The sequence below is a fragment of the Balneola vulgaris DSM 17893 genome (genome assembly GCF_000375465.1).
In the GTDB taxonomy this organism is placed as follows: domain Bacteria; phylum Bacteroidota; class Rhodothermia; order Balneolales; family Balneolaceae; genus Balneola; species Balneola vulgaris.
Genome location: NZ_AQXH01000001.1, coordinates 237,527 through 259,109, shown reverse-complemented (window position 1 = coordinate 259,109; position 21,583 = coordinate 237,527). Strand labels below are relative to the sequence as shown.

Below are 21,583 nucleotides of genomic sequence, written 5' to 3'. Positions count from 1 at the left end.
ATGCAGGATACCGTTAATTCAGTCGAACAAGCTACACAGTTTACAGCATCATTTGAAGCTGTAAAAAATGAAATTCACAAAGTGGTGATAGGTCAAGATGATATTCTTGACCTACTCCTTATTAGTCTTTTCTCGAAAGGACATTGTGTATTAGTTGGCGTTCCTGGATTAGCCAAAACTCTGTTGATTAGAACTCTTGCTCAAACACTTGGACTATCCTTTAATCGAATTCAGTTCACTCCAGATTTAATGCCTGGAGATATAACTGGAACCGAAATTATTGAAGAGGATAAAGAATCAGGCAAAAAGGCTTTTAAATTCATAAAAGGGCCTATTTTTTCGAATATAGTTTTAGCTGATGAGATCAACCGTACACCACCTAAAACTCAAGCGGCACTCTTAGAAGGCATGCAGGAGTACCATGTTACTGCAGCAGGTGTTACCTACGATTTAGACCAACCCTTTTTTGTGTTAGCTACACAAAACCCAATTGAACAAGAAGGTACTTACCCTCTTCCGGAAGCCCAATTAGATCGCTTCATGTTTCATATTTGGGTTGATTATCCTTCTTTTGAAGAGGAAAAAGAAATTGTTAGCAAAACTACATCTTCCATTACAGCAACAGTTAACTCGGTATTAGACAAACAAACAATCAACGATCTTCAAGAATTGGTTAGAAAAGTTCCAGTTCCTGATTCAGTGCTTGATTACGCTGTTAAAGTTGTATCAGCTACTCGCCCAAATGCATCAGAATCTCCTGAATTTGTAAAGAAGTATCTTAGCTGGGGTGCAGGCCCTAGAGCCTCTCAGTACCTAATTTTGGGTGGTAAAACCAGAGCTTTATCTAAGGGGCGCTTTAACGTTACCATCGAAGACATTGACGCTTTAGCCGTTCCTGTGTTAAGACACCGTATAGTGAACAATTACGCTGCCGAAGCTGAAGGCTATACCACTGAAAAGATTATTGGAATGATTCTAGATCAATTGAAGTAAAGTGGATTTTCAAGGATTTCAGTCAGGAATTTCGTTTTGGTTTGTTTTAGCCATCTTAGTTTCTGTTGTCTTAATTTCTTGGATCAGTTATCGTAACTATTCTTCAATCCCTCCTCTTTACAAAGTAGTATTAAGCTCACTTCGGGCATTAGCTCTACTAATCGTATTTGTACTACTATTAAACCCATTCTTTACTTCTAATAAAACTGTTCAGGTAAAACCGAAAATAGCCTTACTTCTCGATTCTTCGGTTAGTACATCTATAAACAAAGGTGATTATAACGGAACACAGACCTACTTAGAGTTAATTGACGAGATATTCACCTATAGTCAAAACAACGATATTAATCTTGAGACTTATAGTTTTGGAAATTCAGTTAGCCCTGTAAGTATCAAAGATTTTACTAATACTTCTGCGGTAACCGATATATATGAAGCGATTGATTATTTAAATACCTCTGATCAAGATTACACATCAGCAATTTTAGTGTCGGATGGAATCATAACTCGTGGTAAAAACCCCGTAGTTGAAGCTGGTAATAGCCTATTCCCTATTCATACCATTGCTATAGGTGATTCTCAACAGGTTAAGGATATTCGTATTTCTGATTTAATATCGAATGAAACTGGTTTTACCAATACCGAACATTTAGTGAACATTGATATTAGCCAATATGGGTTTAGTAACTACAACATTGATGTTGTTCTACAGAAAAATGGCACTCAAATTGATCGGAAGTCAATTAATTTAGCTAATCAATCCGTTCAGTCAGTTGAATTCACTATTCCATTAAATGAGGCAGGGCTACACCAGTATCAAATAGAAATACCTGCAGAATCCAACGAATGGAATAATGATAATAACCGCGCATCTTTTTCTATTGAAGTCTTAGATAGTAAAACAAGAATACTGCATTTAGCTTCAGCTATTCATCCAGACATAAAAGCGTTCAGATCAATTTTAGCTACGAATGAAAATATTGAATTAGAGGAGAGAACGTATCTTGGCAATTCAAATTTGGATCCTCCAGTAGACCCTAATTCTGAATATGACTTAATCATTGTTCATGGAGCACTGCCTTCAAGCTGGGTAGCTAAATACCAACAGGTATTAAGTGAAACATCCACTTTATACGTTTTACTTCCTAATCAAGGGAGTATCAACTACGAGTCTAATTTTACGATCATACAAAATAATGCTGTTGATTTATTTGATGTTACACTATCCATAAATGCCTCACAGAGTGACCACCCAATACTTGATATAAGTGAAATTGACTTACAACGATTACCGAGTTTAATAGCTCCAATTCGAGCTGAGAAAAGTGACCTTTTAGTTCGTTCATTGTTAAACACCTCATTCCAAAGAATCGAGACTGATTCTCCATTATTGGCAATTTCCGAAACGGCTAATATTCGAAGAGCACACCTGAACGCATCGGGTTATTACAGACTTTATCAGAGTACGAATGAGGATATTCGAAATTTCACTATAGAACTAATCACCAATATTGTTAATTGGGCATCTACTAATCCAGACAATCGATTACTTAAAATTCGCTCTACAAAAAATGATTATTCCACCGGTGAAAACCCACTCTTAAATGGAACCTTGATTAATGAATCAGGTGAATTAGAAAGTAATGGAATCATTGAGGTAAATATTCAAGGTGATGATTACAACTCGGACTTTACCATGAATAGCGAAGGCGATGGTAGCTACAGACTAGAATTACCTAGCCTATCCCCTGGCAGATATAATTACACGGCCATTGCTTCCAAAGGGTCTCGAGAAATTGACACTCAAACTGGTCAATTCCTTATCAATGAAACAAATTTAGAATTAGCCAATACTGTCCGCAACGACTTACTTCTCAGATCGATTGCATCCAATAGTAATGGGCTTTTTATCGGTTATAAACAGATAGATAGCTTCTGGGATCAATTATCAAGTCAAAGCGATTTTTCAATACGAACAGAATTATCTGAGTATTTTATCTATCCAGTCTACTCACTCATCTGGTTCTTAGTAGTAGTTACACTGCTTTCGGTAGAATGGATTCTTCGTAAGAAATTTGCCCTTCCTTAGTTATCCTCAACATCTGTGGAGTGAATGGATACCTCTGCCTCCCCGTCCTCAGAAATTCTTACAATAAATAATTTACTATAGTCACTTTCATCTAATGCGGAGTACTTTTCTTTATCAATTGCAAAGTTTACTAAAGTTGGCGTTGTGTTGGAGTGCCCAACAATAAGTACCGTATTTCCTTTATATGATTCGATAATACCAGATACCAAACCTTGCGGATTTTTAAGTCCATATTTTGTGATTGGGACATTAAATAAGTTGGAGGAAAACTGTGCAGTTTCTAAGGTCCGCTTATAATTCGTAGAATATATTGCAGATAACTGTCCATACTCTTTCTGAATCCAGTTTGCTATACGTTTTGCTCTAGCTTCGCCTGCAAGAGTTAAAGATGGATTTTTCGTACCATCCGCCATTTTCTCAGCATGGCGTACAAACAGCAGCGTGGTAGTTTCTTTCTCTTGAGCATATCCAACGCTTGATAGGGTAAATACTGTGATTAATAAGACGAATAGTTTTTTCATAATATTTTCTTTTCAGTATAAAAAAAGGCTAACCTATTGGCTAGCCTTAATTTATTAAATAATATTTCGGTCAATTTTGCTTTACTAGAAGCACTATGAAACCTATAACTGCTAATACTGCGATTCCAAATAGTATTATGAATGTTGTAGATAATGGTTTTGATTTATCTTCCCAATCATCCACTTTATTATCAATAGTCGCTATTTGATTAGTTGTAAGTACTTCTGCTTCAACTAAATATTGATTCCAGTCATTTAAGACTTTAGTGCTCCAAAATTCTCTAAAGGTTTTATAGTCTTCATAAGTAGTGTTGTTAAGGATTTCACCTTCACTTTGATCTCTAGCTTTACTTACAAAGCTATCTAATGATTTAAAGAAGCTAGAGTTACTGTCGAATGCGCCTAAATCTACATCTTTATTTTCAAGATAATTATCTAGCGACTTCCACATACTTAATGATGCACTAGCTTTCCATTCCTTGAGATTATTTTCGATTTGTGCATTCCACTTATTTTTATTCTTTCCACCATAAATAGCTATTAAGTCGTCTCCAATGCTATTCCAAACCTCTTCTACTTTGTGGTGTAAAGCATAAATTCGAAGATAGTCTTCTGTATTAAGAGTATTCGCTTCAGCCTTTAAGGTCTCGACATTTTCTTCTAAGATTAACTCAATAGTTTCAAGTGGATTATCTCCAGAAGCTAAAGTTCCTGTTTCATTTTGTTTGGATAGCTCATCGATTGATTCAGGAGCTAACTGCTTGTACGTGATGAATAATGAGTCTACCATATCAAAGATAAATTGATCTCTTTGTTCAACACTTTGACGGTAATTTCGAACGAGTCTAGAAAGATTCTCTTCGCTTTCTTGCGAATTTGAAATGGCTAATCGTAATGAGTCACTTCTTTGGGTAAGTAATGCTAATTCAGATTTGTACTGATTTAACTCATCCGTTAGCATACTGAGCTTTTCAGACTGATTCTCTATCACGAGTAACTTGTGTTCAGCGGTTCTCGCTTTACTGCGTAAATCTGCAATCTTAGATTCATAAGATTCAGGATAGAGTGCATAATCTAACATCTCTTGATGCTCATTGTATTCGTCTTGAAAGTTATCGATAGCTAAAAGTAGACTATCAATAGTATCTACACTTTGAGCATCTTCAATGGCTAATGATAAGGTCTCATGCTTAGCTTCAAATGCTTCCTTTATTTGAAAATCTGATTGCTGTGCAAACGAAACTTGTATACTAAATAGGGCTAAAAATACCGCTAGAGTTGTGCTTAACTTCTTCATGATGCGTTCTCCTGATTATAAATTCCTTTTTCATTCAATGTAAAAACCTGAGAGGTTTCAGTATCTACCAGTTCTATGTAAGGAGTGCGTAGATTAAAGGCGGGTGATATTAATCCTTCCTCACTCACTTCAATTTTTTCTTTAAGTTTCAGTCCACTTTTGATGGGCTCCATCACATATACACTAGAAAATCCATCAGCTGTGATAAAGTAAAAGCCTTTAGAATTTCTGATTAGTCGAACTTTATCTACCATTACAGAACTAGAGTCATTGAGTTCCTGAAATTGAAACGGTAAAATATTAAACGCTACGCCGTACCTTGTATCCTTTACTTCACCTTGCTCGTCTGGTGTAAGTACACTTTCTACTTGTTGGGCATAATTAACATTCTTTACAACGAAAGTTTTGCAGGCGGTTCCAAAAAACAGAACTAAAACAAAACTCAACAGGGATAATCTTGCGGCAGTCATAATCTTCTCCTTATTACTTGATAGTGCTCTACCAGTTTTAATCTCTGAAGAAGAATTATGTTCCCTATTATATAATTAAAATACTCTCGACTTTTTGATGATTTAGATTCTCACGGCCATTCAAAAATGAAAGCTCCATAATGAATGAATACCCGATTATTTCGCCCCCTAATCGTTCAACTAGTTTCTTTGCAGCTGTTGCACTCCCACCGGTAGCAATCAAGTCATCATGAATGATCACTCGGTCTCCTTTTTTAATAGCATCAGCATGCATTTCTAATTGGTCGGTACCATATTCAAGCTCATAAGATTCAGAAATTGTTTTAGCTGGTAATTTCCCAGGCTTTCTAACCGGAACAAAAGATGCGCCAAGGCTTTGAGCTAAGTTAGTTCCAAATAAGAAGCCACGTGATTCTAAGCCAACTACAACATCTACACGTTCATTTTGATAAGGCTTTGTGAGTAAATCCGTTGTTAACTTTAAAGCTTTTGGATCTGCGAGTAATGTTGTGATGTCTTTAAACTGAATACCTGGTTTAGGAAAATCAGGAATATTTCGAATTACCGACAATAAGTATTCTTTTGTGCTTTCCACTAATGGGTGTCTTATTTTATGAGTTAATGCTCCTGCAAATCTAATACTTTTTTTACTTATTCATGAACCCAATTGATCCACTGCTCTGGCAACCACATCAACAATTTATGGCTCAAGCTCTCCTTCTTGCTGAAGAAGCTGCGAGGAATAATGAAGTACCAATTGGGGCTTTAGTAGTAAAAGAAAATAGAATAGTTGGGAAAGGTTACAATCAAGTGGAGCGCCTCAATGATCCTACTGCACATGCTGAAATGATTGCCATATCAGCAGCCTGCGAAACGCTCAACACCAAATATTTAACCGATTGTACTCTATATGTTACACTCGAACCTTGTTCTATGTGTAGTGGTGCTCTCGTTTGGAGTAAAATTGATACTGTTGTGTTTGGAGCTACAGATCCTAAAGCAGGTGGATGTGGTTCTTTATTTAATATCACTTCTAATAACGCTCTCAACCATCAGGTAAATATCATTCAAGGTATTCTTGAAAATGACTGTGAATTTCTACTAAAAGAATTCTTTGCTAAAAAGCGCTAAACCGTTATTTCTGTTTCATACAATGAAACAAACTCATTAGCATCAATAACTGAAGTGAAATGCTCCGAAACCTTTTCGTGTAATTCTGTAGCAAGCTGTTTCCTATCTGTGTTTAAAATTGGTTTTTCACAAAATGTAATGGTCCCTTCAATTGATTTTAACTGAAGCAATGAAAGGAAGTGTGGTAAAAATGGTGAATCTCCCCACCAACAAACCGATTTATGAGCGTGGACTTCATCTTCTGGTGTTTGATAAGATATAGAAGCAAAATGAACGGGTATGGGTTCTTGTGCAGGGTAAGCTAAAAGCGATGCCTTAAATGGTAGCACTTCCACACCGGCACTAGTGGTGCCTTCAGGGAAAAGTAACACTCCCTGGTCTTTGCTAATATTCTTGCGAATCAAATCATTAACTCTTTTAACATCTGTTTTCTTAGACCGATTCACGAATAACATGCCCACAGTTTTTGTCATAAATCCAAAAATAGGCCAACTCATCACTTCACTTTTTGCAACAAACACACACCTAAGTTTAGAGATCAGCATCATGATATCGACATAACTCAAGTGATTTGAAATGAAGAAAAAAGGAGGTTTTGGGGCCTCCCCATGCACTTGTATTTTTAAACCCATAATTCTACAAGTCCATTTCCCCCAAAAACTTAGAAAGTAAGTAGACCACCTTCTTCCTCTTAGTCCAAGATAATCGGCGATTACACCTATTAGTACTAATAAGTATGAAATAACAGTTACTATAATAAATGCTATAAGCTTAAAAACTGCCCTAACTTTCCTCATGAATAAAAGGTAATAAAAGTAATTTTAAATCTTAGATTTTTGTCTAATCTAAACTGAAATTTCAGTTAATATTGTTATTCAAATTTAATCGATTGAAAGCATAATGTTTGATACCTTACCCGTCTATTATGCTTTACTATAAGGAATATATTAAATCAAAAGATTCAGATTGGGTTGTGTTTATTCACGGTGCCGGCGGAAGCTCTAGCATCTGGTTTAGCCAATTAAAATCATTTCGTAAAGAATTCAATGTTCTCTTAATAGATTTACGAGGACACGGGAAGTCTAAGGATTTACTACAGAAGTATTACGAAGAGAATTATTCTTTCGAAAATATCAGTAAAGACATCATTGAAGTTGTAGACCACCTGAACATAAAGAAAGCTCACTTTATAGGAGTTTCATTGGGTACTATTATCATACGTACTATTAGTGAAATCGCACCCGAACGTGTTCAATCGGCTATTTTATGTGGAGCTATAACTCGCTTAAATGTTAGAAGCCGAATTCTAGTTTTTCTCGGTCATATGTTTAAGCGATTTATTCCATATATGTGGTTATACAAGTTTTTTGCTTGGATTATCATGCCTCGAAAACGACATGAAAAATCAAGGAACCTGTTTATAAGGGAAGCTAAAAAACTCTATCAAAAAGAGTTTTTAAGATGGTTTAAACTAACCAATGAGGTTAATCCCCTACTCCGGTATTTTAAGGAGAAAGAGGTGTCTATTCCAATGCTATACGTAATGGGTGAAGAAGATCATATGTTCCTTCAACCAGTTAAAAACATTGTGGCCTCTCACAAAAAGGCTTTTCTAGAGGTAATTAAAAATTGTGGGCATGTCTGTAATGTAGAAAAACCTGATGTCTTCAATGAAGTGTCCATCAGGTTTTTAAAATCACATTCAATCGCTAAGTAATCTTTTTTACTTATTAGGTAAGGTAAATAACCAAGTCTCTGGGTTTATTTCCGCCCTTAACTTCTTCGTAGTAGCTACAGCTTCTTCATAGTTATCAAAAGCATAGTATGCTACATAATTGAATCTTGAAGATTCATGAAATAAGATTCGAGGAGTATAGCCTTGGTTTTCTAATACCTTCTCAAAGTTAGTAGCGTTGTTTGGAACGATGAAGGAACCACCAATTACAAAGTATTTCGCATTACTTTCCACAGATACCTCTTCAACGGTAAGCTCTCCATTTTCTTTCTTACGGAGGTATTCATTTAAATCAAACGCTTGAGGAACCACAACCATTAACTCAGGATCTTTAATTGGCATACTCAAGTCTTCTAATTCTCTTTGCTGTTCAGGTGTTAGCTTCTCTTCCTTCTTAGGCTGTTCTTCTTTTTGAACAGGAACCATCTCCTCCTCTTCAGTTACTACAGAGTCTTCAGCTTCAATTAAACCTGCTTTATCATCAACTAGTGTTACAGGTGTTTCTTCTTCCTTATCTATTACATAATCCATTTCATTTCTAAATCGATTGCGCTCATCAGACAATACATTTCCTTTTGATCGGATTTTGTCATCCATACGCTCTTGGAGAGTTTTTTCTAGTTCAGCCTGAATTATAATCACTAATTCATTCTCAATAATATCCGTAGAGTTGTAACCGAATAGATATTTAAGACCTAAGAACCAACCTGGTAAATCTTTTAAGAAAGGAATACCACGTCGAACTCTGACTTCTGAAGTTCTATATAAACCAGCAATGGCCGTTGCTTCCCCATCAAGAACTAAAGTCTGAGTTGTAACCTGCTGCTTGTTAATAATGGTACTTACGGCATCAGGCTGCGCAGAAGAACGTTCCGCCTGAATATCTAAATGAATGAATGTACTATCATTATACTCGATAACCGTTGGAGTAACTGTTAAGATGGTACCTGTACTGAAAAAAGCATCCGTTACATTACCTGCAAAATCACGCTGTTTAACAGAGAAATCTTGACCATCTTGAATTTTACCTTCTTGTCCGTCTACAACTTTCACCGATGGAGTAGCAATAACACTACCCATGTTATTGGATTCGAATGTACTGAATAAAGCTTGAACACTAATTCCAGGACCAATTTCACCTAGATTTACTAGTGCATTAAATACGTTTTGAGATACTTGATTCGCATTTTGTGAATTAATCGACACAAATTGATCACTAAATGTTGTCTGAGGAATACTTTCTCCCCCATCAGATCCTACAAAATCATCAATGTTCTCTGGAACATTACTAGTTAATGTAGACCAATCAATTCCAATTTCCTGTAAAGCACGTCTATTACCCTCGAAAAAAGTAGCATTGATTCGAACTTCACGTGTCTTAGTACTAGCTAGCTGATTAAGTGGAGTGTTATTTTGTGCCGCATTTGTTCCTTCTTGAGCAACAACATTGTTGTTATTTGTTTGAACAGGAACTCTTACTTCATAGTATTCAGGGAATTCAACTAACTCTAAATTTCTAACCTTTAAGATATACTTTAAGGCATCTTTCCAATGCATGGCAGGCAATGAAACACCAATTTCCCCTTCATAATTAGATTGATCAACGAGAAACTTATTCTCGTACTCTTGCATAAATTGGTTGATAATTTCCAAAGCTTCCACAAAGGAAGTATTTCGATCAAACATGACGATTTCATCAGGGTTCACGTATTCCCTGAATGGTGCACCGTCTTGAGCGAAGAGTTGAGCACTAGTAAAACTTTGTCCTATTAAGATTACTAGAAAACTTACTATAAATACTGATTTCTTCATTATTGATTTCATTGCTCCACCTCTAAAGTGAATAATTCCTGTATACCGCCTTTGTTCAAACTAAATATAACCTGTCTGTTTTTAGTATCTATCGATTTTAAGTACCCTAAGTAAACCTTATCACCAATTTTTAATGTCTTACGTTCACCATTTTGATCAACTAAGAAAATACGTGTACCTGTGTAACCTAATAATCTTGAACGTTCAACGTCTGTTAAATTATCGACATTTTCAGGTATATCATTCAGTATTAATGGTTTAAACGGATTAAATATTGATATATCTGGATTAAACCTAACCAAATCCTCTTCCAATACATTAGTATCAAAGGTTGTGCGCTGATAAAAACTCTGTAGTTTTAACGAGAAGTTCACATAGTTTTCATTTTCTAAACCTTCTAAACTAGCACCTGATGCTGGGGTAATTTGGTTAATACCCACCTTATTCAATAACGCGCTATTCTCGATTCGATTAATGAATGTGACCAGATCTGTATATAAACTCGTTCCAGCAATAATAGAATTAACAACCCCATATTGATCATTCTGAACAGAATCAACAAAAGTGAAGTCATAAAAAAGCTCTAAATCACTGTCGTTAAGTTCAGATAAGTAATCGTATACATCATCTGGATTATTCGAGGTGTATAACATTTTATCATAACCTTGAACTATATCACGAGCTTTAATATAACGCTCTTGCAATGCCGGATACTGATCTCGTATTTCAGCTTTTGTATTATAGTCTTGTTGCTGTACTTCAAGCTCTGTTTGTAGCTCTTCTATTTGCTTTTCCTGTACAAATTTTATGAATGCAAAAGCTGATCCTGCAAACAAAAATAAAGTAACTAGTAAAATGATTGTATTTCTTAGTGCGTACGACATTATTGAGCACCTCCTAAAATTTCTTTCAAGCCTTGAGCACTTTCAGGAGTGTAAACATCTTCATTAGGCACTACCTTGCTTATGCTATACGTAAAAGCATAAACTTCTTTTTCTCTTATCAATGTGCGTGTCACATCAACTAATACAGCTGAACTAAAAATATCAGCTACCATTGGGATACGATTTCTATAAAGTGAATAACCCGATAACTCAACATTGCCTGTACTTTCATCCACAACCAATGATGTGAACCAAATTGAATCAATATTATCAATACCTCTATTGATCAGATCAAGATTCACCGTCCATTTTAACGTTTCACCACTTAATGCATCTAGTAATTCTAACTGAGATTGAATACCTGATAACTCGGCATTAATTCTGTTATAATTTTGAACGGTAGACTCCATAGAAGCTATTTGAGCCTTTGTTGAAGACACACTTGCATTCAATGTTTCAATTTCAACTGAATTCTTTAAATAAAAGTAATTGGAAATTGGGAATACCGCTAAAATTAAAGCTAAAAGCACATAACCGTGCCACTGTAGCTTAAATATCTTTTGGCGCTCTTTAATGTACTCTGGTACAAATGATATTTGTGGGAAGTACTCTTGTTCGAAGTTCGCATCTGCCCAGGCTACGCCTATAGCACTTGTGAACGTAGATACGGTTGAATGATCAAAATTTTCGTAGTCGAATTTTTCTTCATCAAATTGAAAATCTGTTACTTCAATATCAGGGAATCTGCTTTCGAAAAACTCAATGGATTCTTCACCTAGTGAATTATTACATAAAATAATTCTATCCAGGTTCGGAACTTCTCCTGTATCTAATTGGAAAAGAATCTTACTAAATAATGTATTTAAGAATTTTCTAGAACTTGTTCCTTCAGGTATAACTGATGAAAGAATCATCAGTTCCTTGCCTTGCATGAATACTATTCTACAACTCTTTTCACCGTATTGAATCAAAGCGGTTATAGTACCGTCTTCGATTTCATAATTAGCTCTATAAAGACCTATTAATACAGCTTCGTCTGGTTGAACCTCATTTACGAAGACCTTACCAGAGTATATGTTTTCCGTATTGTTTAATAACGAGAGTAAAGGAGCTTCATCTTCTATCGATACAAGTACAAGAGAACCATCTTCACGAACTACATAGGAATAGTAATCTTTTCCTTTAGGAGCTCCATAAAGTGACTCTAACCGGTCATCAATAATGATTTGAAGGTCTTTTTTCTTCGTTTTCTTAAAGTCGACATCTTTTAGAATCTGTACAAAGGCAGAACCAAATGGCACATTAATACTTAATTTGACCTTTTTAGGGTCGATGTCGCTTAACAGATTGTATAGAAGTAGCTCATTGGATGCAGCCCCATCATCTCCATCGGCATCCGCCATATCAGTGATGTCGCCAAAATCATTGTCCTCATCTCCTTCATCAATTCCTAAATCTAAATCGAGATCTAAATCATCATCATCATCAGTGTCGGTATCAAATTCGATTTCATCATCGGTATCTTCTTCAATACCAAAAATGCTTTCATCTTCTAATTCAGTATCAAAAGCATCGAATATACCATCATCAACAGGCTCACTAGATGTATCTCTTTCTAAGGTATTTACAAGTTTAATCTTATCAAGTTTTACTAAACTCGCTTTTTTACCAGACACTTCTATTCTAGCAACTTTTATGAAGTCATCTTCAAGAACAAGACTGGTATATAATTTTTTGCCTGCCATATAATTAGTAGTTCACTTCACTTAAAAGTTGAAGAATCTTAGTCTTATTATTTGAATAATTTACAGCATTTTCTTTTGAAATCTTTCCTTCAGTATACAATCGTTTTAAATCTTGCTCTAAAGTATTCATGCCCCTTTCACTTCCTTCCATAAGCATCTGATAAATTTCGCCAATATTGTTATTTCTAATGGCTGCTTTTACCGATGAATTCGCAATTAAAACTTCCTTTGCAAGCACGCGTTTACCATCTAAACTTGGAACCAGTTTTTGACTAATTACACAAGTTAAAACATCCGCTAATCGTGTTCTTACACGGTTTTGTTCTTCAGTAGGTACTTCACCAAGAATTCTATCGATACTATCCATAGCACTAGAGGTGTGTAACGTGCTAAATGTCTTATGCCCAGAATCTGTAATTTCGAGTGCGGTCATAATTGTTTCAGGGTCTCTAAGCTCACCAATAACAATTATATCAGGATCCTGTCGTAATGCTTGAATGGCCCCTTCTTTAAACGACTCAACATCTCTTCCAACTTCTCTATGCCTAACAACAGATCGAACGGGTGTATGTATTAATTCAACAGGAGAAGCAATTACTACAATATGAGAATCAACGGTTCTGTTGTTTGCATCAATGATAGTATCTAGTGTTGAGGACTTACCAGAACCTGTAATACCTGTAATTAAGCTCAAGCCATATTTGTAATACTTAAGGCTTAATGCTTTAGCAACTTCAGGGTGAACATTTAAACTTTTGAAAGGGCGAATGGTATTATCAATGCGACGCATATTTAATGCGAGGTGCTCCATATCAAAGTAAAGATCTGCCCTAAACCTTTGATTAGCTCCGCCATCTAATTCAATGCCGTAAGAAAAATCAAGATTACGGTCTTTAATAAGTTTCTTTAGTTGGCTACCTACAAGGATGTTTACTAATAGGAAATCAGTTTCATCTACAGTAAATGGAGGTATTTTTTTATCTGGCCTTTTATCACCAAAAATACGGTACCAAACTCTACCATTACATCCAGCGCCTCCTAAATCAATATCTGAAGCTTGGTTTTTAAGCATTCGTTTTAAGAAACTGTCTAATACATCTTTCAATGCAATTCTGGTTTCTTCAGATTGTTGATCTAAGATTTCTGCAATTTTAATAAACAGTTCATCTCCACGGGCAGTAAATGGTATCTGCTCGATAAGTGGCGCTGTTATTGCACTTAAGGTATGTTCTTTGTTAGCCGTCGTCTGCATAAATTCACATTCTAATAGAATGCTTGAATTAATAGATACTGTTAATCGATAATTGTTACGTAAATAACTTTATTTAAGATTATTTACCAATTATTATCGTTTAATAATCTCTTCTTAAGATTCAATAATTGAACATTCATATTACTGATCTTACGCTGCTGTATTTCGATGATATTTTTTGTAAAGATATTAAAGAGCTTTTCGGGTTTTTTACGGAAAAAATTAAGCGCGTCGTATCTTTCATAGCGTAATAGAATGCAATCTCCTTCGGCTGTTACTTTAGCCATTCTACTATTTTTGCTAAATAGAAAAGCTTCACCTAGAAAATTACCTTCAGATAAAGTTGCTAACTGTATGTTATCCTTCCAGATAGCTACTTTTCCATCTGCAACTAAGTATGCAGAATTTACATTTTCAGACTCGTTAAGAATAGCATCACCAGAAATGTAACGCTCTTCAACCCCTAGTTGTAGGAATTCTAAGACGTCTTCATAGTGAAAATTTCTTAAAAGAAGTGGTGGTTCCTTTAAGAACTTTTTCAAGTATTCCGACATCATTTCATTGTTTTTATTTTGCATATCCATTCTTATGATCCCCTTCGAGCAAAAATGTTTTTTAAAAACATTTGTTCAATATTTAATAAGATAATCATTATTACAAATTAATCTTCAATTGTACCGGCTATTACTTCTTCAATAGTAGTAATTCCTTCTTTAATTCTTTCACGCCCTGATGCCCTCAATGTAAGCATACCTTGCGACACAGCAATCTCTTTAATTGAGTTTTCATCAATATCTCCACCTGATTCTAAGATCAGGTTTTTAATTTCTTTTGAGAAATAGAGTGCTTCATGGATGGCCGATCTTCCTTTAAATCCTGAAGTTCCACATTTTTCGCACCCAACGGCTTTATAGAAAGTAGTTTCTTCGATTTCTTCTTCCGTAAAACCAATTCCTTTTGCTATCTCTGGGTGAGGCTTATACTCCTCTTTACAACTACATAATCTTCTTATCAATCGCTGTGCCATTACTAAATTCACAGCATTTGCAATTAAGAAAGGCTCAACTCCCATCTTAAACAAACGAGATACAGCACTTGGTGCATCATTGGTGTGAAGAGTTGAAAAGGTTAAGTGACCCGTGTTTGCTAATTTAATTGCAACCTCAGCCGTTTTTAAATCACGCATCTCACCTACAAGTACAATATCAGGATCATGTCGAAGGATACCTCTAATAGACTGGTCAAAGGTCATATGATGACTAATCTTTAGCTGACGAGCACCTTCAATGATATATTCTACCGGTTCCTCAATGGTTAGTACATTCTTTGTAGGATCTATAACAGAGTATAATGCAGCAACTAGAGTTGTAGACTTACCACTACCCGTTGGACCTGTTATAATTACGATACCTGAAGGTTGGCTAATAGACTTTACAAAATTCGTTTTAGCAATAGGCTGTAAACCTAAAAGGTCCAGGTCTCGAATTACTTTTCTATCATCAAGAATTCGAATCACAATCGACTCAAACTTTCGATCGTATTGGTTACCTACAATTGGCATGATACTCACACGATAACGTATACCTACGCCATCAATCTGTCTTTGAATGAAACCATCCTGAGATGCGTCTCTTTCGAATCTATCAACGTTTCGTGTTTTATCCTTAATTACTGCTGAAATGGCTTCAGGCTTAACATTTTTCTGTTGATACCACAGTTGTAGTTTACCATCAATCCTGAATCTAATATCTGTAGTTGTAGGCCCACTTGGTACAATATGAAGATCACTTACCCCTTGGCGAACAGATTCAACGAGCATCCCTTCAATAAGGGAGTTAAGCATACTTTGATTGATCTCTGCATCAATTTCTTCCTCATCTATAGCCTCTTCTTCTTCAGCCTCTAGTTGAGTCTCGTCATAATCAATCTCTTCAAGCAAGTCTAAGAATTCATTCTTTTGCTCGTAAACTTTAGAAAGAATGAATTCAATCAATTCATATTTACAATAAACTAACTCTGTTTTTTTGAAGTTTAGTTTTTGAATTACCCCTTGAATGTTAGGATCTGATGGGTCTGCAGCAGCAATAGTAATAGATGAAGCCGTTCTATGAAATGGAATAGCTTTATGAACTACGAGTTCATCAATTACCTCGGTATTGAGATCCTCAACATTCTTATTAATATGATCTACAATATCGCTTGGAACTTCATTTACACCTTCAAGAACTTCGCGGAACGCGTATATATCCGCAATTTCTTTCATAATGGTATGACGATTCATACCAAGATCTTGAAATAGGATTTGACCTAGCCTTCTTGAACTGTTTTCTGGCTCTTGTTCAAGAATTTCAAGTGCTTGTTGCAAGTGGTCTGAGGTAATAATACCCTTTTTAACAAGTATATCCCCAATATGTCTACGTATATTTATTTTACCCATTTGGTTGTATTACAGCTGATTCTGATGAAACGACAGTAATTCCGATCAATGCAATCATAATAAATAAGTTTACAAATAAACTAATTGTATCAATAACCGATTGCATTTTATAAGTGGTTTGTACCTCGTAATATTCTGCTAATTGTCTAGCATTTTCTCTTAATGAACCTGATTCAGCTCCAAGTCTAAATCTACTTAAAGCTGTTCTTGTAAACACGCCAGTGTCTTCCATAGATTCAATCAGTCCCGCACCGTCCTTTAACATTCGCTTTATAGCAATATCTTTAATCTGCTTTTCCATGTAAGTATTTCTACATGCTTCACTGGCTACCTTAATAACTTCAATATTTTGCCCAGATCCACTATAAAGTGTGTAAAATACTCGTGCAAAAATCTCAATACTGGTTTTATGTAATAAGTCACCAATTACAGGGATCTTGATGATATACTTATCAATGAAGAGTTTTCCTTTTTTAGTTTTACCCCAATAGATAAAACCAATAATTGGAGAGAGCGTTACAATCAAAAGCATAATCCAATTTGCCTCTAACCAGTAACTAATAGCTAATGTTTTTGCAGTCATTGGTGGGAGTTTAATACCCATATCAACAAATAACTCAGCTGTAGAAGGGAAAATATACCCCACATAAAACAGAACTACACCAATTACAGCCATTACCGTAATTGCGGGCATCATTAATGACCGCTTCATATTCTTTTTGAATTCAGCATCCCGTTCTAGAAACTTGGCTGTACTTTCAAAAACAAGTCCCATGTTACCTGAAGTAGAAGCTACACTAAGCATGTAGGCAGCAAATTTACCGAATACATCTTCGTGCTTTCCATACACCTCAGAACCTTCTTTACCGTCCTTAAGATCTTTCTGGATGGTCTTAATAACCTCCTTCATCCTCTTATTACCAGTATCTTCATAAAGAAGATTTAGAATTTCATCAAAAGTTAACTGTTGTTTTAGTAGATCGGCAGACAAACTAATAAATGTAACAACTTCCGTATGAGGTACCCCGCCTTTCATGGCAAGGAATTTCTTGTTAATACTAACTACCTGATACCCAAGTTTTACGAGTGCCTTTTCTACTTCATCTTTTGAATATGCTTCTTGTTCTCCCGTTAATGCGGGTTTACCTGGACGTTTTACCTTATACATGAAGGTAACTTTCTGATCTACAGCCTGAACATTAAGTCCATTGGCTTTAGACAAGCGATCTACTTTTAGCTGAGCATCTTTTTTATTTTCCGCTTCAAACTCTTTTTGAATAACTCGACCGTTACCCGAAACTGCTTTTAATCTAAACTGAGGCATTTTTTATTCGTTAATTCCAGGTTAATCCAAATTTAGTAACAGTGGCTGAAATAGTATCCGCCCTATCTCGCGTAATTGCTGACATTGTAAAAGATGATACTTCTGTATTTAATATAAAATAGTATCCATTATGTGCCAGCGTATCAATATTTAATTCTCTGTATGTAATATTTTCAAAACTTCCTTGTCCACCACCCAAAATTACTGGTCTTGTGAAGTAAGATTGAGCATTTGAAGCGCCAACAAGCATTTCTTGCCGTATTGCATCTTTATTGGATTCATTATTGAATTCCTGAAGTACATTAAATGCAACTACTATGGAAATTCCAACGACGATCAACACTAATATCATTAATAGTAACTCCTTATTCGCCATTTTTTTCTCTCCGTAAAAAAAAAGGCTCCAAAGTGGAGCCTTTTAGATAATGTAAGTTCTACATTACTGGTTGTCAGTCCAAGATAGTCCGTTTGGAGTAATCTCAGCTACTAACTCAGCGTTACCTTCAGTTGCAGTAGCAGTTAAAGAAACAGTACCTGCAATTCTTGAAGTTGGGTGAGCGGTTAAAGTAATCGCAGAATCACCTACAGTTGTAAGAACGTAAACACCGTTTGAGTTCATAGCTGATAAGTTATCACCAGCGTAAGAATCAGCAGGGAATGAAACGTTAGCAAACGTTAGTCCTGTGAATGAGTTACCACCACCACCAAGCATAGTTGGCTTCATGTAGTATCCTTGTACTGAAGATGCAAAAGTTGCAACATCCTGTCTTACAGCGTCTACGTTTGCACTATCAGATGCAGAAGAGAATGTGTTAATTGCAACTACAGTTGCGATACCTACGATGATTGTTACTAGAATTACTAGAAGTAATTGTTGTTGACCCATAATGAGCTCCTATTTATTGTTTTGTTTATTATTATTTGTTCAAAATTCTGAAAACAATGCCTAAAAGAAAATTAGAAATTATTTAGCCGTTGTTATATTCTTTGTCAGTAAGAGTAACTGACTGCGTACATATTACACAAAAAAAAATCCAAACAAACAATTATTGGATTAATGTAATAATTAGTTAACCTCTTACGCCAAAGTTTATCGACATTTTTTTGTACAACTTTAGTTGTTATGTTAGCCGGCAATAATTTTATATGAATTCACAGAAAAGCACGTCTTATTTTATTCTTTTTTCTCTGTGGCTGCTGGTTTTTTCTGCTAGTAGTCAGATAATGATATTAGCCCCAATACTACCAGAAATAGGCAAAATGCTAGATACCCCTACTGAATATCTCGGGAATCTAATTACAGTTTATGCAATAATGGTTGGAATATTTGCCATTATTATGGGGCCCTTTTCTGATAAAATTGGTCGTAGAAAGATATTATTAATAGGATCTGGAGGTATGGCTATATTCCTATTTAGCCATCAATTAGTTTACGATTTTAAAAGTTTTCTAATAATTAGAGCTATGACGGGTATGGCTGGTGGCGTACTTAGTGGTGCTGCCGTTGCCTATGTGGGCGATTATTTCCCCTATGAAAAACGTGGGTGGGCAAATGGCTGGGTAATGAGTGGTATTGCTGTTGGGCAAATATTGGGTATACCATTAGGTACTTTTATGGCTGAACATTTTGGTTTTAGATCACCATTCATTGTATTCGGTGTGGTAATGACCTTAACATATATCATCATTTACTTTAAAGTACCTCAACCGAATGTAGAATTGCATACCGATAAATTAACCGTATTCAGTTCTCTTTCTAAATACGTGAAGCTGCTAAAGCGTCCTGAGGTTTCATTTGTAGCTCTCTCCTATTTATTAATGTTCTTGAGCTTATCCGTCTTTATAATTTACCTACCAACTTGGTTAGAGGACAGTTTTGAAGTCAATCTGAGTACAATTGGCTATATATTTGCTGTTGGTGGTGTAGCTAATGTAATTGCTGGGCCAAGTTCTGGTTGGCTTTCTGATAAAATAGGCCGTAAGAATATGATTATCTTTTCTTGCCTAGGATTATCCTTATTAATGGCATCAACTACTTATATAGTTCAAAATGTAGGCCACGCTTTTTTGCTTTTTCCAGCAGCAATGATTTTAATTGCCATGAGAATTAGCCCCTTTCAAGCTCTCTCCTCTGAGTTAGTAAAATCTAATAATCGTGGAACCTTAATGAGTTTGTTAGTAGCTATTGGTCAAATAGGTTATGGAATTGGGGGTACCGTTGCAGGACCTCTTTATTCGTTAAAGGGATATGCTAGTAATACATTTTTTGGTGCTATTTCTATTTTAGTGATGGCATTAATTGTATGGAAATTTGTACCTGAACCGAAGTTAGATACAAAACCAGTTATAGATCCATCCTTTATTGAATAGATATATCTGCCGATATTTTCTTTCATGACCATAAAAATTATGTGTAACTTTGCACACCTTATAATATCTCTATAGGAAAAAGCTATGAAAAAGTATCATCTACTAAGCCTCTCAATTCTATTATCATTTTTATTTGTTTATACCGGATGCGAGTCAACAAGTAAAGATGTTTCCATCACAGGGCAGGTGGTTAATAACACTAACGGCGATGCTATTGATGAAGCAGTAGTCGTAATTTTAGAACCTGCTGTTTATACCAATGAGTCTAAATTAACCGATGAAAATGGATCTTTCACTTTTTCAGGGCTAACGATAACTGAAGCAACAGACTTTGTTATAGAGGCTAGAAAAACTGGATTCGATAGAGTAACGGTTACTGTTCCTGGCACCCCTGGCCAAGATGTTACTATAGATTCTCCTATTTCATTAATTCCTGAAAATACTGGTGGTGGTGACGGTGGAGGCGATACTGGTGGTGATCAGGTATCTGGCCCATCATCTGGACCTGCCCAAATCATTTTAACAAGTATTCCTAAGCAAGCCATTAACATTGCAGAAACTGGTGATGAAATTAGTGGTACTTTCACGTTCCAAGTACAGGATTCAGCTGGCCGACCTTTAACCTTATCGAACCAAGCTACTGTTAATTTTCAGATTTTATCAGGTCCAGGAGGCGGGGAAGAAGTTACTCCAACCTCTATTAATACAAATGCTGATGGTAAAGTAACCACTTCACTATTTAGTGGTAATAGAGCTGGTCCAGTTAAAATTCAAGCAAGTATTACTAGATCGGATATTGGCTTAACCATTAAATCTACTCCTGTTTTAATTGCCATCCATGGCGGGTTCCCTGATGCTAATCATTTTAGTATTTCAGCAGAGACTAATAACATTGAGGGATTCAATATCAATAATATCCGTGATAACATTACTGTAATTGTTGGGGATGAATTTAGTAACCCCGTGAAACCTGGAACTGTAGTTTATTTTGAAACTGACGGTGGCGTTATTCAAGGTTCAACTACCACAGATGAAAATGGTGTTGGTACCGTACAATTAATTACAGCAAATCCACGTCCTGCTAATGGTTTAGTAACTGTAACAGCAAAAACATTCGATAAAAACGACAATGAGATTACGACATCTACCAATGTTCTCTTCTCAGGATTCCCACAAATTTCAAATGTATCTCCAACCACCTTCGATCTACCTCCGAATGGTGGTGAGAACTTTACGTTTACAGCTACTGATGAAAATGGAAATCCGTTAGCTGCAGGAACTCAGTTTAAAGTTGAAGTAGGTGAAGGTTTAGATGCAACGGGTGATGCAGAATTCACTTTAGGTGATTATCTTTCTCCCGGTATTGGGTCTACTCAATTTTCATTCTCCATCTCAGATACAGATGAAGATGCAAATGATAGAGGTGGTACTACTATTACAATTAGGGTAACTACTCCTTCTGGTAAGCAAGCATCCTATGCTATATCAGGTTTCAGATCAAAACGTATAAACAAATAATTTCT

The 21,583-nt window shown here is 35.7% G+C and carries 20 protein-coding genes; 6 read left to right on the top strand and 14 right to left on the bottom strand.

Annotation, left to right across the window (positions count from 1 at the left end; translation table 11 throughout):
- Entirely contained in the window at positions 1-993 is a 993-nt protein-coding gene (locus tag B155_RS0101190; RefSeq protein WP_018126402.1) for an AAA family ATPase, read from the top strand.
- A 1-nt stretch (position 994) separates the two neighbouring features.
- Entirely contained in the window at positions 995-3,082 is a 2,088-nt protein-coding gene (locus tag B155_RS0101185) for a hypothetical protein (protein ID WP_018126401.1), read from the top strand.
- Here B155_RS0101185 and B155_RS12725 read toward each other — a convergent pair.
- The 4 genes from B155_RS12725 to B155_RS0101165 form a co-directional block, all read right to left on the bottom strand.
- Complete coding sequence (locus B155_RS12725) at positions 3,079-3,603, bottom strand: SixA phosphatase family protein (protein WP_018126400.1); 525 nt, start codon at positions 3,601-3,603, stop codon at positions 3,079-3,081. The two genes, B155_RS0101185 and B155_RS12725, sit on opposite strands and share 4 nt — an antisense overlap.
- Before the next feature lie 70 nt (positions 3,604-3,673).
- Positions 3,674-4,900 (bottom strand): hypothetical protein, encoded by a 1,227-nt coding sequence (locus tag B155_RS0101175; RefSeq protein WP_018126399.1) that lies wholly within the window; start codon positions 4,898-4,900, stop codon positions 3,674-3,676.
- Positions 4,897-5,370, bottom strand: a complete 474-nt coding sequence (locus B155_RS0101170) for a hypothetical protein (RefSeq protein ID WP_018126398.1) — start codon at positions 5,368-5,370, stop codon at positions 4,897-4,899. Before B155_RS0101170 ends, B155_RS0101175 begins: the two co-directional genes overlap by 4 nt.
- A gap of 67 nt (positions 5,371-5,437) precedes the next feature.
- The gene (locus tag B155_RS0101165) at positions 5,438-5,965 is read right to left on the bottom strand and encodes an adenine phosphoribosyltransferase (RefSeq protein ID WP_018126397.1); all 528 of its coding nucleotides are present in this window, start codon (positions 5,963-5,965) and stop codon (positions 5,438-5,440) included.
- A gap of 62 nt (positions 5,966-6,027) precedes the next feature.
- Here B155_RS0101165 and tadA point away from each other — a divergent pair, with 62 nt between their 5' ends.
- Positions 6,028-6,501: a tRNA adenosine(34) deaminase TadA gene (gene tadA / locus B155_RS0101160; protein ID WP_018126396.1), complete on the top strand. Its 474-nt coding sequence runs from the start codon at positions 6,028-6,030 to the stop codon at positions 6,499-6,501.
- On the opposite strand, the gene B155_RS0101155 is transcribed toward tadA, so the two are convergent.
- Positions 6,498-7,133, bottom strand: a complete 636-nt coding sequence (locus B155_RS0101155; protein ID WP_169331252.1) for a lysophospholipid acyltransferase family protein — start codon at positions 7,131-7,133, stop codon at positions 6,498-6,500. The genes tadA and B155_RS0101155 overlap by 4 nt on opposite strands.
- A 293-nt stretch (positions 7,134-7,426) precedes the next feature.
- On the opposite strand from B155_RS0101155, the gene B155_RS0101150 reads away from it, so the two are divergent.
- On the top strand, positions 7,427-8,218 hold the full coding sequence (locus tag B155_RS0101150) for an alpha/beta fold hydrolase (protein WP_018126394.1): 792 nt from the start codon (positions 7,427-7,429) through the stop codon (positions 8,216-8,218).
- Between the two features lie 6 nt (positions 8,219-8,224).
- On the opposite strand, the gene B155_RS0101145 is transcribed toward B155_RS0101150, so the two are convergent.
- The 9 genes from B155_RS0101145 to B155_RS0101105 form a co-directional block, all read right to left on the bottom strand.
- The gene (locus B155_RS0101145) at positions 8,225-10,048 is read right to left on the bottom strand and encodes a hypothetical protein (protein WP_240386231.1); all 1,824 of its coding nucleotides are present in this window, start codon (positions 10,046-10,048) and stop codon (positions 8,225-8,227) included.
- Positions 10,049-10,056: 8 nt separating this feature from the next.
- A complete protein-coding gene (locus B155_RS0101140) occupies positions 10,057-10,932 on the bottom strand; it encodes a hypothetical protein (protein ID WP_018126392.1) in 876 nt (291 codons plus the stop codon).
- Positions 10,932-12,677 (bottom strand): hypothetical protein, encoded by a 1,746-nt coding sequence (locus B155_RS0101135; RefSeq protein ID WP_018126391.1) that lies wholly within the window; start codon positions 12,675-12,677, stop codon positions 10,932-10,934. Before B155_RS0101135 ends, B155_RS0101140 begins: the two co-directional genes overlap by 1 nt.
- A gap of 4 nt (positions 12,678-12,681) precedes the next feature.
- The gene (locus B155_RS0101130; RefSeq protein ID WP_018126390.1) at positions 12,682-13,929 is read right to left on the bottom strand and encodes a type IV pilus twitching motility protein PilT; all 1,248 of its coding nucleotides are present in this window, start codon (positions 13,927-13,929) and stop codon (positions 12,682-12,684) included.
- An 83-nt stretch (positions 13,930-14,012) separates the two neighbouring features.
- The gene (locus B155_RS0101125; RefSeq protein ID WP_240386230.1) at positions 14,013-14,507 is read right to left on the bottom strand and encodes a Crp/Fnr family transcriptional regulator; all 495 of its coding nucleotides are present in this window, start codon (positions 14,505-14,507) and stop codon (positions 14,013-14,015) included.
- Positions 14,508-14,590: 83 nt separating this feature from the next.
- Positions 14,591-16,366: a GspE/PulE family protein gene (locus B155_RS0101120; protein WP_018126388.1), complete on the bottom strand. Its 1,776-nt coding sequence runs from the start codon at positions 16,364-16,366 to the stop codon at positions 14,591-14,593.
- Positions 16,359-17,690, bottom strand: a complete 1,332-nt coding sequence (locus B155_RS0101115; protein ID WP_018126387.1) for a type II secretion system F family protein — start codon at positions 17,688-17,690, stop codon at positions 16,359-16,361. The genes B155_RS0101120 and B155_RS0101115 overlap by 8 nt, the downstream gene beginning before the upstream one ends.
- Before the next feature lie 10 nt (positions 17,691-17,700).
- A complete protein-coding gene (locus B155_RS13500) occupies positions 17,701-18,066 on the bottom strand; it encodes a hypothetical protein (protein ID WP_018126386.1) in 366 nt (121 codons plus the stop codon).
- 63 nt (positions 18,067-18,129) lie between these two features.
- Entirely contained in the window at positions 18,130-18,576 is a 447-nt protein-coding gene (locus B155_RS0101105; RefSeq protein WP_018126385.1) for a hypothetical protein, read from the bottom strand.
- Positions 18,577-18,836: 260 nt separating this feature from the next.
- Between B155_RS0101105 and B155_RS0101100 the strand changes: the two genes are divergently transcribed.
- Together B155_RS0101100 and B155_RS0101095 are read left to right on the top strand one after the other, a co-directional pair.
- Entirely contained in the window at positions 18,837-20,060 is a 1,224-nt protein-coding gene (locus B155_RS0101100; RefSeq protein WP_026167126.1) for an MFS transporter, read from the top strand.
- Between the two features lie 84 nt (positions 20,061-20,144).
- Positions 20,145-21,578 carry a carboxypeptidase-like regulatory domain-containing protein gene (locus tag B155_RS0101095; RefSeq protein ID WP_018126383.1) on the top strand — a complete coding sequence of 478 codons (1,434 nt, stop codon included), beginning with the start codon at positions 20,145-20,147 and terminating at the stop codon, positions 21,576-21,578.
- Positions 21,579-21,583 lie beyond the last annotated feature (5 nt).

What these genes read in the sequence shown, in the direction of transcription:
- B155_RS0101155 (WP_169331252.1), bottom strand. Translation starts at nt 7,133, where the DNA reads ATGGGTTTAAAAATACAAGTGCATGGGGAGGCCCCAAAACCTCCTTTT.
- B155_RS13500 (WP_018126386.1), bottom strand. Translation starts at nt 18,066, where the DNA reads ATGGCGAATAAGGAGTTACTATTAATGATATTAGTGTTGATCGTCGTT.
- B155_RS0101125 (WP_240386230.1), bottom strand. Translation starts at nt 14,507, where the DNA reads ATGCAAAATAAAAACAATGAAATGATGTCGGAATACTTGAAAAAGTTC.
- tadA (WP_018126396.1), top strand. Translation starts at nt 6,028, where the DNA reads ATGAACCCAATTGATCCACTGCTCTGGCAACCACATCAACAATTTATG.
- B155_RS0101135 (WP_018126391.1), bottom strand. Translation starts at nt 12,677, where the DNA reads ATGGCAGGCAAAAAATTATATACCAGTCTTGTTCTTGAAGATGACTTC.
- B155_RS0101140 (WP_018126392.1), bottom strand. Translation starts at nt 10,932, where the DNA reads ATGTCGTACGCACTAAGAAATACAATCATTTTACTAGTTACTTTATTT.
- B155_RS12725 (WP_018126400.1), bottom strand. Translation starts at nt 3,603, where the DNA reads ATGAAAAAACTATTCGTCTTATTAATCACAGTATTTACCCTATCAAGC.
- B155_RS0101095 (WP_018126383.1), top strand. Translation starts at nt 20,145, where the DNA reads ATGAAAAAGTATCATCTACTAAGCCTCTCAATTCTATTATCATTTTTA.
- B155_RS0101100 (WP_026167126.1), top strand. Translation starts at nt 18,837, where the DNA reads ATGAATTCACAGAAAAGCACGTCTTATTTTATTCTTTTTTCTCTGTGG.
- B155_RS0101105 (WP_018126385.1), bottom strand. Translation starts at nt 18,576, where the DNA reads ATGGGTCAACAACAATTACTTCTAGTAATTCTAGTAACAATCATCGTA.
- B155_RS0101120 (WP_018126388.1), bottom strand. Translation starts at nt 16,366, where the DNA reads ATGGGTAAAATAAATATACGTAGACATATTGGGGATATACTTGTTAAA.
- B155_RS0101170 (WP_018126398.1), bottom strand. Translation starts at nt 5,370, where the DNA reads ATGACTGCCGCAAGATTATCCCTGTTGAGTTTTGTTTTAGTTCTGTTT.
- B155_RS0101190 (WP_018126402.1), top strand. Translation starts at nt 1, where the DNA reads ATGCAGGATACCGTTAATTCAGTCGAACAAGCTACACAGTTTACAGCA.
- B155_RS0101150 (WP_018126394.1), top strand. Translation starts at nt 7,427, where the DNA reads ATGCTTTACTATAAGGAATATATTAAATCAAAAGATTCAGATTGGGTT.
- B155_RS0101175 (WP_018126399.1), bottom strand. Translation starts at nt 4,900, where the DNA reads ATGAAGAAGTTAAGCACAACTCTAGCGGTATTTTTAGCCCTATTTAGT.
- B155_RS0101130 (WP_018126390.1), bottom strand. Translation starts at nt 13,929, where the DNA reads ATGCAGACGACGGCTAACAAAGAACATACCTTAAGTGCAATAACAGCG.
- B155_RS0101115 (WP_018126387.1), bottom strand. Translation starts at nt 17,690, where the DNA reads ATGCCTCAGTTTAGATTAAAAGCAGTTTCGGGTAACGGTCGAGTTATT.
- B155_RS0101145 (WP_240386231.1), bottom strand. Translation starts at nt 10,048, where the DNA reads ATGAAGAAATCAGTATTTATAGTAAGTTTTCTAGTAATCTTAATAGGA.